Genomic DNA, 12,754 nt, shown 5'->3' on the forward strand with positions numbered 1-12,754 from the left:
CATCCAGTAGGATTTAAGTTGGTGTGCCCAACTTGCTAGTCACGCTGTATGCCTAGCGCAATTTACTGTTAAAGCGCAGGCTCACTATGCTGGCGGCGTGCATGTTGTTCACTGACCCAGCCGATAAGCAAGGAGTAGGCAGAGGGCACCACCACCAACGTTAGTAAGGTGGAAGAAATCATGCCGCCGATAATAGCAACAGATAATGGCTTGTTGGTTTCTGAGCCTGCGCCTAAGCCCATTGCTGCGGGTAGTAGCGCTAATATGATGGTGAGCGAAGTCATTAATACTGGGCGTAGACGTACTGGACAAGCCTCACTCAACGCTGCATTAATATGCGCTTTGTTAATTATTTCGCCGCTTTCTCTCACTTTATCTAATAGCTGATTGGTTAAATCTACCAACAGAATCGAGTTTTTAGCCACTAAACCTATCAGCAGCACCAAGCCAATCATGGAGTACATGTTGAGACTGTCACCGGAAATCAGTAACGCAATCAGGCCGCCGATAATGGCCAGTGGCTGTGCCAACATCACGAGTAGGGGTTGAAGGAAAGAGTTGAATTGGCTGGCCAATACCATGTATAGCAAAATAAACGCGAGTAGAAATACAAACTGTATATTTTTAAAGGTTTTACCAAACTCTTCGGCTTGGCCTGTGAGCCTCAGCGTGAATTCAGGCGGCACAATAGTGGCTGCGGTCGCTTTGACTAAGTCTACCGCCTCTCCTAATGGCATATTGGGGTTGGCATAAAAGTTAACGGCGTACTGTAGGTCGTAGCGACCAATCACTGCAGGTCCTAGCTCCCGGGTAAATGTAGCCACCGCATCAAGACGCACTAGTTCGCCGCTTTCGCTACGCAGATAAATTTTACTTAAATCCTGTACGTTATTTAAATCACCTTCAGCGGCTTTGATGCGTATGTCATAACGTTGCCCATCACCTGTGGCTTCATTGTACTTTGCCACATTAATGCCACCGGCATATAGGCTGATTGCCGTGGCAATCTCTTGTGCATTCAGCCCCAGTGTAGCAGCGCGTGCGCGATCAATCTCTACGTTGAGTTGCGGTAAATCGAGCTGAACGTCTACATCTACTTTACCCATTTTTGAATTATTGCCGAGTGATTGTTGCAGTAGCTTAGAGATGCGTCCTAGTTCTTGTAGATTATTACCAATTAAATTGAACTGGAGTTTTTCTGAGCGCTGCCCGCGCACGATAGAGGCAGGCGCAGGCATGGCACGTGCGCCGGGAATCTGATCCAGCTCTGTTTTTAGCTCTTTGATTAAGGTTTGCTGGCTCTTGGCGCGTTGCTCTTTGGGCTTAAGCCGTACGTTCACGCGGCCTTCATTCACTTGCCCACGCGAGCCTGTGCCTATAGTAGAAAAGTAGCTATCTACTTCGTTAGCATGGTTCTTTAGAATAGTCTCAACCATTTGTAATCTAGAGTCGGTGTAGTCTAGGCTAGAGCCTAATGGCGTTTTCAGGCTGATACTAAAGCTACTTTCGTCTGCCTCCGGCACAAAGTCTTTTTCTACATACTTGAGTGTCAGGTAGCCAGATGCCGCCACGAATATGGCGGTGAAGATCAGTACAAAACCGCGGTGCTTTAAGGTGACGTGCAATAATTTTTTATACTGCGTATCCAAGTAATCCAAACCGCGCCCTGTGAGGCGGTATACGGCGTTTTCTTGATGCGTGACGCTTAAGTAACGCGAGCAGAGCATAGGGGTGAGCGTGAGTGACACGAAGAGTGAAACCAGTACGCCAAAGGTGACAACCACAGCAAAGGACTTGAAGAACATGCCGATGACACCGCTCATGAAAATCACCGGCGCAAAGATACATACCAGCGATAAAGATGAAGCTAATACGGCAAAAACCACTTCATTACTACCATGTTTGGTCGCTTGTGAGCGGAATAAAGCTACTTTAGCCGGGTTCTTGAGGTCCGTTGGGCTTAGCACTTCACCCACCTCTCCCGACATGTGGCGCAAAATACTTTCTCGTACCACAATTGCATCATCTACCACCACGCCAATCAGTAATAGCAATGCGAGTAAGGTCATGCTGTTGAACGTGTAGCCAGCAAAATACATGACTGCGATTGCACCTAGCAGCGATACGGGAATCTCCAGGCAAATCATCACGGTGGAGCTGAACGAGCGCATAAAAATCAACACAATTAAGGCGGCAAACAAGGTGCCTTCTACTAAGTGCTCTTTCAGTGAGGCCACTAATTGATTAATGAAAATAGAATCATTGGTTGAAATCTCCAGGCTCAGTCCCGGCGGCAGATTGGGGCGTATGTCTTGTTCCAGCCTGCGCTCCACCTCTTTAATAATTTCTACGGTGTTGGCATTGGCGATTTTTACCATGCCCAAACCCACAGTGGGCTTGCCGTTATAGCGCGCGATTTGACGATTATCGGTCAGCCCGTCCTCTATGTTTGCTACATCGCTAAGGCGAATTGGTACGCCCTCTTTGGTGCTAACAATTAATGCAGATAGTTCTTTAATGTCATGAAACTCAAGGTCGAGCTTTAATAGCTGTTCCGCTTGTGCGCTGACCAGAAACCCACCCGGCAGCTGGATATGCTCGCGGTTGAATGCATCCACTAAATCATTGGCACTCAGTTTGTAAGCTGCCATGCGCTCCGGGCTCACATTCACACGAATCACACGGTCACGGCGTCCACCAATGGACACCTCACCTACACCGTTAATCGTTTCAAATTTCTTTTTTAATACATTATTGGCATAAAGATTGAGTTGCTGGATGGTGCGGTCACCGCTCAAGGCCAGCCAGATCACGGCTGACGCATTAGTATCAACCTTTTGGATAGAGGGTGGGTCAGTGTCCACGGGCAAGCGGCGTAATACCTGATTTACCTTGGCCTGCACCTCGTTATAGGCCACATCAATATTTTTATCTAAAGCAAAGGTAATGCTAATGCTGGAAACGCCAGGAGATGACGATGACTGAATATGCTCAATCCCTGGCGTGGTGTTGATGGCGGACTCAATCACGCTGGTGATGCTGGTGTCCACTACATCGGGGTTAGCTCCGCGTAAGGTGGTGTTGACCATAATTACAGGGAAGTCGATCGCCGGTAGGCGGTCTACCCCGATACGGTTATACGCGATAATGCCAAAAAGTACGATGACGCCAGATAGCATCCAGGCCAGCACATGGCGTTTAATTGATAGTTCAGGTAGCGTCATGGGATATTGGGTTTATGGTGTGGCGGATTTGTCAGCAATTTTGATTGGCGCTTTGTCAGTTAAGAAGCCTGCTCCATCTACAACAATAACGTCATTCACTTGCAGGCCACTGGTGATTTCAATCAGTCCGTTTTGGCGTGAACCGGTTGTTACAATGTTTTGCTGGGCTAACTTATCTTTCACCACATAGACCACTTGCCCTGCCGGGCGTAGCACTACGCTTTGTTCGGGCACCATCATGGATGCGGCACGTTCAGCTAAAATGACACTGGCGTTCACGCTGGCACCGGCCTGCCAGCCCGCCACGTTTTTAACGTCGGCAATGACAATAATGCTGCGATTACTGGCTGTAATCAATGGCTTTAGCTCTCGAATCACAGTTTCAACGCTGTTGCTGCTGGTTGGGGTGGTCAGTCGTAGCTTTAAACCGGCTTTCAGCTGTGCACCCACACGCTCAGGGAAGGGGATGTAAGCGCGCAGTAGTTTATTGGAAATAATCTGCACGATAGGATCGCCAACTTTTACGTACTCGCCAGTATCTACAATCTTCTTTTCCACCACACCGTCAGTAGGCGCAAAGATTCTGGTTTTGCCGGTGCTGTTGCGGATAGTGTTGATGCGTGCTTTAGCTGCGACTAGTTGTTCTTTTAATACTTTTTGATCCGCTAAGCTAGTGTCCACCGCATTTTGCGAGATGAATTTTTTATCGACCAAGGCCTGATTTCTAGCAACGGTTTTGGTTTGGTTAGTGAGCAGCGCTTCAATTCTAGCCACTTCAGCTTGTGCTTCACGCTCTTGCAGGTTGAATTCGGTAGGGTCTAGTGTTGCAATCAGTTGACCTTGTTTCACCGTATCGCCCGGGCTGACATATACTTTAATAATACGCGCAGCGACTTCTGCCGTCAGTGTCGGATCAACCAAACCTTCCAGTGAGCCGATACCATCCTCAGTCATTTCTACCGGCGCATTCTGCACTGTTGTCACAGTTACCAAGATGGGCTTAGGGCCATTTTTATTAGCCTGCTGTTTATCGGTGTTTTCATCCTTTGCACCGCAGGCAAATAGTATGCCGGTGAGCAGCGTCAATATGGTCAAGCTAAGAAATCTTTGCATAAATTGGTAGTGATTAATGATGATGGTGAGTTAATTTTTGCCAGTCAAAATAAGGACCTGGGTCGGTTTTTCTGTCTGGTGCAATGTCTGAATGCCCTACTATAGCTTGAATCGGGTAGCTGTTGTTGAGGCATGCCACTAATTTATTGAGTGTATAGTACTGCGCCTCTTCAAAAGCCTCGAAGTCAGAACCTTCAAGCTCTATTCCGACTGAAAAATCATTACAACGTTCACGTGTTTGCCAGTTAGATTTACCTGCATGCCAAGCCCGGTCTAAACAAGACACAAACTGTAGCAGTGTGCCATCGCGCCTGATTAAAAAATGTGCAGAAACTTTGTAGGTATGGATTGTTGCATAATACGGGTGTTCACTGGGGTCGAGTTGGTTGGTGAATAGCTCAATAATCCCATTGCCGCCATATTGGCTGGGTGGCAAGCTAATGTTATGGATCACGATTAAACTGATTTCGTTTTCAGGGCGTGCATCAAAGTTGGGCGATGCAATTTGCTGCGCCTGCGCCACGAAACCATCATTATTTATCGCGTAATTTTCCATCATTGCTAATTTTATGCTGAGTTCAGTTTAAAATGCCAACATTAATGATGTGACGCTTGAAATAAAAGGCGCTTGAAATAAAAAGGAAAGTTAAATGGTATTTTTAGAACTGTTAGCAATGCTCGTCGTGATTCTAATCGCGGCAGAGGTGTTTACTAATGCACTTGAGCATTTAGGCGAAAAGCTCGGCATCTCCGAAGGGGTAACCGGCTCTTTATTTGCAGCGGTGGGTACTGCATTGCCAGAAACCTCTGTGCCTTTGCTGGCATTGTTAGCTGGCACGCAAAATGCCGCGACCAATGAAGAAATCGGTGTAGGTGCTATTTTGGGCGCACCACTGATGTTGGCTACGCTTTCTATCTGTTTGATGGCAGTATCAGTTTGGCGCAGCAGGGGCACGAACGGACATCTCCGCCCTGAGCGTACAGGTCTGGCACGTGATCTTAGTTTCTTTATTGCCGCGTTTAGTTTTGCTGCCATTGCGATGTTTGTACCGCATAGCCTAAGCGCAGTGCGTTATGGCTTAGGTTTTTCTATGGTAATGATTTATTTCGTTTATGTAATGTTGACACTGCGTGCATCAAAAGCGCTGGTAGAAGATGGCCACGCGACGGAAGCGGGCGGCGATATGTTTTTGTGCAAACTTGGTTTGCCTAATAACATGGCCATTATTTTTGTGCAGTTGTTCTTGGGCTTGGCATTACTGGTTGGCGGGGCTAAAGGCTTTATCGGCGGCGTAGAAGAGGCTTCACACCTGCTGGGCATTTCCGCTTTGCTGCTATCACTGTTAATTATTCCTATTGCCACAGAGCTGCCAGAAAAAGTGAATAGTATTTTGTGGATACGTAAAGGTAAAGACACGCTGGCTTTTGGCAATATCACCGGCGCTATGGTGTTCCAAGGCACTTTATTGCCGGCAATCGGTATAATGCTGACGCCTTGGGAGCCGCGCCGTGAAGTATTGTTGGGGATAGTATTAACGCTAGTCGCCGCTGTCTGGTTGCGCTATTTGGTGCAAAAAGGTGGCTTGCGCGTTTGGCATCTGTTGGTGAATGGCGCGATTTATGTAACTTACCTATGCTTGGTGCTTGCTTAAACTGAGTATGTTGCTGCTGTGCTGATTACGGCGCAGCAGCAATCAATGACGCTATTGCGTCTGCGCTCAACCTTCTTCTGTATCTGCTTCTAAATCCGTATCAGTTTCTTTTGACAGGCCTAACTTGGCAAGTCGGTAGCGTAAGGTGCGGAAAGTCACGCCAAGCAGTTTTGCCGCGGCAGTTTTGTTGTGGTTGGTTTTATCCAAGGCCTGAATAATCGCCTTCTTCTCTATCTCTTCCAGATAATCCGTCAGATTGATTTCACTGGTATTGCTACTGCCAAACATTGGGTTTGCACTCATCGACTGTGTGTCGGGGTTGCCTTCCGTTAATACGTCCTCTACAACTATGGTTTGGCCGTCACACAGCGCTAAAGCACGCTCTAACATGTTTTCCAACTCACGCACATTGCCCGGAAATGCCAAGCTGGCAATATATGCTTGTGCTTGAGCATCAATTTTAGGCGTTGCAATATGCTGAGCCTGACACAGCTTATTCAGCAGCATCTCGGTAAGCAACGGAATGTCTGCAGGCCGGTTGCGTAGTGCTGGCATCTTAAGTTGAATCACATTGAGGCGGTAGTACAGGTCTTTTCTAAATTGACCCGCATCCATCATTTCGGTGAGGTTTTTGTGCGTGGCACTAATGATGCGTACATCCACTGCATCTTCGTTCGTACCGCCGACCATGCGCACTTTCTTCTCTTGAATTGCCCGCAGTAGCTTTACCTGCATGGCTAGCGGCAGGTCTGCCACCTCATCTAAAAATAATGTGCCGCCGTTAGCTGCTTGAAATAAACCCTCTTTATCTTGGTTAGCACCGGTAAACGCGCCTTTTTTGTAACCAAAAAACTCACTCTCCATTAAGTTTTCTGGAATCGCGCCGCAATTCACTGCGATAAAGGCGCCATCGGCACGCGAGCTGTTCTGGTGTATCAGTTTTGCGGCTAACTCTTTGCCACTGCCAGATTCGCCGCTGATATAAACCGGTGCCTGACTGCGCGAGACTTTTGCAATCATGGTGCGTACATACTGAATCGGCTCAGAATTGCCAATCATATCTAGGGTGTCGGGTTTACTTTGGCTGGGCCTAGCGCTGAGCTTAAGTGCAGACTCAATCACGGGGCGTAACTGCTTGAGTGAGATGGGCTTGGCCAGATAGTCAAACGCACCAGCTTTGAGCGCACATACTGCGTTGTCCGCGCTGGCATGGGCGGTGATGACGGCAACCGGCAGGCCGAAATGAAATTCATTGATATAGTTAACTAAGTCTAAGCCGGTGCCGTTGGGCATTTGCATGTCGGTGAGGCATAGCGCATAAGTGCGTAATTTCAGCATGGCCTTGGCCTCTTCAACGCTACTCGCGCTAAAGGTTTCAACATCCATACGCTCCAGCGTCATCGCTAACAGTTCGCGGATATCTGTTTCGTCATCAACAATTAAGCAGCTAGGTCTTTGTTGCATACTAAAATATGGCCCTTAGTTAATCGTTTGTAACTGCAGTATAAACGCGCTACCGCTGTCTAGTTTTTGGTACTTCAAGCGCGAACTGTTGGCCTCAGCGAGCTCGCGTGAAATATAAAGGCCTAGGCCGTTTCCTGTTGTTTTGGTGGTGTAGAAAGGCTCGAATAGTTTGCTGCGATTTTCTTCTGCCACGCCTTCACCATCATCGATAACCTCTAAGTTTAAACCAGCACGCCCATTTTTTGTACAGTTTAACTGTAAACTGCCCACCTGTTTATGGCTATGCTCCCAGCCATTTTTACACAAATTCCATAAAATCTGCATCAGATGGCGTTGGTCATAAGTCACAAATAATGAATCTTTGGGCAGGTTGATCTGAAAATGTGATTCAGGTATTTTTTCTACGGCACAAAATTGCGTGTAAAAATCGAGGAGGAATTGATTAAGTGCTAGCCTCTCTTGATTGGTGCGGTCACGCCGATTAAGCTCCAGTACATCTTTAATGATTTTATCAATGCGTTGGATATTATCTGCAATGATTTGCAGCATACGATTATTTTGAGGGCCAAAATTTTCTTCTTGTAGTAATTGCGTGGCATGGCTGATTGCGCTGAGCGGGTTGCGAATTTCATGCGCAATATTGGCAGTCAGGCGGCCTAGTGCTGCCAGTTTTGATTGTTGGGCGGTGGACTGGATTTGGCTCCAGTCCTGAATAAATACGACTGCGCCGTGCAGGCGACTGTCGCGGCTGATAGGCTCGAATCTAAGCTTGAGTTCTTTGTTGTTAATGGCAATGATCAGGTACTCGCTCGCCGTATCTGCATGCATCCAGCGGGTAAATGCATGGGCGATTTCGATGGCACTATCATTTAATTTAACCGTTTCGCCATCATCGGTTTGCGTTACGCTCAAGAGCGACATCGCGGCCGAGTTGTGGTGGCGGATATTCAGGTGCTGATCCATGACGATAACGCTATCTTGCATTTCTTCGGTAATCAGTGCATTTACTTGCGCTAAGTTTTCTAGGTCAACGCCACGGGCAGAAGCCAGTGCCTCACTTTGCAATATGCGCTTGGCAAAACTGTAGCCTAGCCAGGCCGTAGCAAAGCAGCTCAGGCTCAGCATCACCGGTTGACTGTAGACCGAGACTGGCAGATCCCATTTGGCGATTTGGTAGCTTTGTTCCAGTAGCAGGCCTATGGTGGCAATTGCGGCATAGAATAAGGCTAGACGGCCGTTACTGATGAGGCTGGCGGTGACGATGGTGATAATCAGCAGCAGCCCTAAGCCGCTTTGCATGCCGCCAGCGGCATGCATAATGGCGATGATGAAAAGTATATCAATGATAATTTGCACTGGATTAAAAAACACCAGTGCGGAAGACCTGATTGGTGCCACAATCAACATCGTGAAACTGAACAGGGAATACGCTAAGGATAAGCTGAAGAACAATGAGGCATCTTGCATTTCTCCCCAGTTCTTTTGCCCAATATATAGCGAGAATAATACAAAAATTAGGCTTAAAATTAGCCGGAACACATTAATAATACGAATGGTCCGCGCTTGCAGTGACAGTTCACTCTGCGAGCTCAGGTGTTGATGAAGCATGAGGTCAATCATTGGCGTATATATATGTTGTGGATGTATCTTCGTTAATTGTTAAATTGCATGCTTATACATCGGATTTAATATGCGCCTTAGAGCAGTAAAACTTACCTTCTACTAAAAATGCCTCAGATCTAGGTAAGTGCACATGGCATTGGTCGCATTCCACCATGTTTTCTATATTCGCATCTGCCGGTTTGTTGCTCTCTGATGCTTGATTTGCCTTGGCGATTAGGTTGCGTTTAATCACTTGGATAATGAGTCCAATCACGATAGCCCAAAAAATTAGTTTCCACATAATGAACGTTACTCAAATCTTAATTGGTTAAGTTTAGATTGTATCTAAAAGCGCTGCTTATGTCGGGTTTTTAATAACGGCTATTTCTGTAGCAACGTTACTCATTCTCTGCATGATCGTTTTCTGTGATGCTGTTAAGTTGCCACTTGAGGTGCTACTCAGTTCACAGTTGGCAGGTCTAGCAGAAAATGCAAACCTGATATACTGTGTGCCTGAATACGAGGTGCACTTACGCACATGATTTGGTTAACAGTATAAAATACCAACCTGAATATGGCGTTAAATATCTAAACATGGCAACACCCAAGGAACTCTCTGACTTTCTCGCAGCAACCGAGCGGCGTGCATTTAAGCAGACGGCTTATGCTGTCCGTGACGATCATGCTGCACTAGATATCGTGCAAGATGCCATGATGAAACTTGCTGATAAATACGGAGCACAGCCGGTGGCAGAGTTTCCTATGCTGTTTCAGCGCATTTTGCAAAATACGATGCGTGATTATTGGCGTAGACAAAAAGTACGCAATTTATGGACCACGCTATTATCTTCGTTTGGTGGTAGTGCCGATGATAGCGAAGACCGCGACCCACTTGACACCATTGATGTGGGCGATGATAGTGAAGAGCCATCGACACAAGTTGCACGTAGTCAAACCATACAGCTAATCGAGCGCGCTTTAGAAAAGTTGCCGACACGTCAACGTGAAGCATTCGTGTTGCGTTACTGGGAGGAGATGGATGTCGCAGAAACAGCAGAAATCATGGGGTGCTCCGATGGCAGTGTTAAAACACATTGCTCGCGAGCGGTACATGCATTAGCGATAGAGCTGCGCAAACAAGGGCTAGATAAGTTAGGTTTAACCAATGTCATGCTGAGTAAACCAAAATGATGGCTCGAAAGAATAGGAGCGAGCAATGAGCGCGAGTGAAAATAAATATATGGATCAGGCAACGGCTTTGGATGCCAGCGTTGAAGATCAAATAGCACGCAATATGGTTGAGTTGCTAAATAGTCATGCCCAGAAGTTGCCAGAAGCTCAAGTGGCACGTTTGGCTGATGCACGTAGCCTAGCCATAGGCAGATTGGTGAGCCGGGAAGCACAATTGGCTGGTCATAGCCTGCATAGAAGCGGACATGCTTTGCAGTGGCGCGGAGGGCGCTGGGGGCATTATTTTGAACAACACCGCATTCTTTCAACGTTGTTGATTGTATGTGTGATGTTGTTTGCGCTTTTTGCAATGCAGCAGTTTAGTGTTAGTTATCAAATAGAAAATAGCGATGCATTCTTGCTGGCGTCTGATTTGCCACCTGAAGCATACGCAGACAAGGGATTTACTGCATGGTTGGATACCAATTGAAGCTGAAGAGCCTAGTTTTTGTATTTGCATTGCTTGTCTATGGAGCTTCGGTTGCCAATGCAGCTGATGTTTCTTGGTCTGAGTTGAATGATACGCAACGTAAAGTGTTAAATCCGTTGGCGTCTGAATGGGATACATTGCGTCCTTGGCAGCGTGAGAAAATGCTGGATATTGCCAAGGACTACCCCAAGATGAACGCTGAGAAGCAGGCATTGGTGAAGGAGCGCCTGACTAATTGGAGCCGCATGACGCCTTACGAGCGTGAGAATGCAAGAAAGAGACACCAGCAGTTTAATGCGCTGCCTGCAGATAAGAAAAGTGAACTGCGCAAAAAATGGCTGGAGTATCAAAAGCTTCCTGAATCTGAGCGTGTAAAGCTGCGTGCAGATTCGCCAGATACCTACACTGATGCAGATTTAAATTAAAGCTTTAATTAAAGCAAAGTATCCACGCACAACAAAATTACACATAAGCTTTACATGCATCCTCAAGAATCTGCCGTTATTGCCTCAAAACCACAGGCACCTAACTTACTCAAGTTGGGTGCCTGTTTACTCTATGAGCTACTTACTATCATCGCCTTATGTATCGTGTTTGCAGGCTTGTACTATGCGGTATTTGGAGATGCCACTAAGGGTGTTAAACATTTGTTACAGCAGGTATTTTTGTGGGGGATGCTGGGAGCGTATTATCTTAGGTGCTGGATAAAAAGTGGGCAGACACTTGCGATGCAGGCTTGGCATTTAAAAGTCGTTACTCAGAATAATACAGCCCTACCTAAATCGACTGCATTGGCACGCTACCTATTGGCCAGCGTAAGTTTAGTGTTATTAGGCCTAGGCTTTGTATGGGCTCTGGTAGATAAAGATCGATTGTTTCTGCATGATCGATTGCTCAAATCCAAAATCATCGTGGTTTAACACCACACGAGCGTCGGCATGTGGGCAATGCCGTTGCTACCTTACCTTTTGTCGATATGATGCAGCATTGCCAAGCCACCAAGTAGGAATAAGGCTGTTGGCGTGATTGCGCTAAATGCAGGCGCCCAATCGTTTAATAAGCCTAGATGCATAAAGGTCTGGTTAAGGCTTTGGTACAAAATACCCAGCATAATCCCGATAAAGATTTTAGTGCTGGCGCCAGTTGAACGCTGTTGAATAAAGGCAAATGGCAGCGCGAGAATAACCATCACCAAGCTGGCTAGCGGGTAAACTAATTTTGCCCATAGTGCCATTTTGTAGCGGGTTGTTTTTTGTTTGTTAACAGCCAAATGCTCAATGTAAGCGTATAAGTTCCATGCTGACATTTTTTCTGGTAGTACCAGCAGCACATTCAATAATTCTGGGCGTATCAGTGAACGCCAAGTAGCTTTGTCTAAATTTTCTACGTAGTTACTGTCTTTATCAAGGTGGGTTTGCGATACTGACTTCAAATGCCACTGCTCATCTTCAAACAGTCCTTTATGTGCATGGCTCACGGTGCGCAGGTTGAACTTGTCATCAAACTCGTAAATATGAATATTGAGTAGTGTGGTGTCTGCCAGTACTTCTTCCACGTTAACAAAATTGTGACCATCTTTGACCCACAGGCCAGATTTGAAGTCTTGCACAATCACAGAATCGGTGGCTTTGATACGTATGCGTTGCGCCATTTTTTCACTAAGCGGTGTAATTAGTTCGCCCACAAAAAAGGTGAGGATGGCAAATACCATGCCTATTTTAAGTAGCGCGGCAGCCAAGCTGTAAAGTGAGATGCCACTCACTCTTAGCACGATTAACTCCGAGTAGCGTGCAAGCTGCCCTAAGCTGTACATGCAGCCGACAAGCACCGCGACAGGTATCACCTCGTACACATGGCCAGGTGCGCTTAGCAGCACAAACAAGATGATTTTGCTTAGGCCATAGTTGCCTTGGCCTAGGCTTTCCAGCTCTTGTATCAGATCAAAGAATGAGAACATGGCAATCAGTGCCAATGTAATTAGCAGTACATTGACGGTGATTTCTTTGAATAAATAGCGGGTAATGATTTTCATAGAAGGC

At 46.6% G+C, this 12,754-nt stretch carries 12 protein-coding genes; 5 read left to right on the forward strand and 7 right to left on the reverse strand.

All coding sequences use genetic code 11. From position 1 onward, the window contains the following. Positions 1–68: 68 nt before the first annotated feature. Genes ACSSU7_RS10055 through ampD form a run of 3 tightly spaced genes read right to left on the reverse strand, consistent with a single transcriptional unit; the run spans position 69 to position 4,893 of the window. Positions 69–3,224 carry an efflux RND transporter permease subunit gene (locus ACSSU7_RS10055; protein ID WP_492516349.1) on the reverse strand — a complete coding sequence of 1,052 codons (3,156 nt, stop codon included), beginning with the start codon at positions 3,222–3,224 and terminating at the stop codon, positions 69–71. Positions 3,225–3,236: 12 nt separating this feature from the next. Continuing rightward, positions 3,237–4,319, reverse strand: a complete 1,083-nt coding sequence (locus tag ACSSU7_RS10060) for an efflux RND transporter periplasmic adaptor subunit (RefSeq protein WP_492516350.1) — start codon at positions 4,317–4,319, stop codon at positions 3,237–3,239. A gap of 31 nt (positions 4,320–4,350) precedes the next feature. Next, complete coding sequence (gene ampD / locus ACSSU7_RS10065; protein WP_492517789.1) at positions 4,351–4,893, reverse strand: 1,6-anhydro-N-acetylmuramyl-L-alanine amidase AmpD; 543 nt, start codon at positions 4,891–4,893, stop codon at positions 4,351–4,353. Positions 4,894–4,987: 94 nt separating this feature from the next. Here ampD and ACSSU7_RS10070 point away from each other — a divergent pair, with 94 nt between their 5' ends. Continuing rightward, positions 4,988–5,989, forward strand: a complete 1,002-nt coding sequence (locus ACSSU7_RS10070; RefSeq protein ID WP_492516351.1) for a sodium:calcium antiporter — start codon at positions 4,988–4,990, stop codon at positions 5,987–5,989. Positions 5,990–6,055: 66 nt separating this feature from the next. On the opposite strand, the gene ACSSU7_RS10075 is transcribed toward ACSSU7_RS10070, so the two are convergent. The 3 genes from ACSSU7_RS10075 to ACSSU7_RS10085 form a co-directional block, all read right to left on the reverse strand. After that, positions 6,056–7,453 (reverse strand): sigma-54-dependent transcriptional regulator, encoded by a 1,398-nt coding sequence (locus ACSSU7_RS10075; RefSeq protein WP_492516352.1) that lies wholly within the window; start codon positions 7,451–7,453, stop codon positions 6,056–6,058. Positions 7,454–7,468: 15 nt separating this feature from the next. Next, positions 7,469–9,061 carry a sensor histidine kinase gene (locus tag ACSSU7_RS10080; RefSeq protein ID WP_492516353.1) on the reverse strand — a complete coding sequence of 531 codons (1,593 nt, stop codon included), beginning with the start codon at positions 9,059–9,061 and terminating at the stop codon, positions 7,469–7,471. A gap of 64 nt (positions 9,062–9,125) precedes the next feature. Next, positions 9,126–9,356, reverse strand: coding sequence for a PP0621 family protein (locus ACSSU7_RS10085; protein WP_492516354.1), 231 nt, complete (start codon positions 9,354–9,356; stop codon positions 9,126–9,128). Positions 9,357–9,649: 293 nt separating this feature from the next. Here ACSSU7_RS10085 and ACSSU7_RS10090 point away from each other — a divergent pair, with 293 nt between their 5' ends. From ACSSU7_RS10090 to ACSSU7_RS10105, 4 genes are read left to right on the forward strand one after another with little or no spacing between them, the layout of a single operon-like run. Continuing rightward, entirely contained in the window at positions 9,650–10,246 is a 597-nt protein-coding gene (locus tag ACSSU7_RS10090; RefSeq protein ID WP_492516355.1) for an RNA polymerase sigma factor, read from the forward strand. Between the two features lie 25 nt (positions 10,247–10,271). Continuing rightward, complete coding sequence (locus ACSSU7_RS10095; protein WP_492516356.1) at positions 10,272–10,715, forward strand: DUF3619 family protein; 444 nt, start codon at positions 10,272–10,274, stop codon at positions 10,713–10,715. Continuing rightward, complete coding sequence (locus tag ACSSU7_RS10100) at positions 10,697–11,140, forward strand: DUF3106 domain-containing protein (protein ID WP_492516357.1); 444 nt, start codon at positions 10,697–10,699, stop codon at positions 11,138–11,140. The genes ACSSU7_RS10095 and ACSSU7_RS10100 overlap by 19 nt, the downstream gene beginning before the upstream one ends. Positions 11,141–11,194: 54 nt before the next feature. Beyond that, complete coding sequence (locus ACSSU7_RS10105) at positions 11,195–11,635, forward strand: RDD family protein (protein ID WP_492516358.1); 441 nt, start codon at positions 11,195–11,197, stop codon at positions 11,633–11,635. 41 nt (positions 11,636–11,676) lie between these two features. On the opposite strand, the gene lptG is transcribed toward ACSSU7_RS10105, so the two are convergent. Then, on the reverse strand, positions 11,677–12,747 hold the full coding sequence (lptG, locus tag ACSSU7_RS10110) for an LPS export ABC transporter permease LptG (RefSeq protein WP_492516359.1): 1,071 nt from the start codon (positions 12,745–12,747) through the stop codon (positions 11,677–11,679). Positions 12,748–12,754: the final 7 nt, after the last annotated feature.

It is taken from the genome of Methylotenera sp. E1MeOHC1, assembly GCF_058745595.1.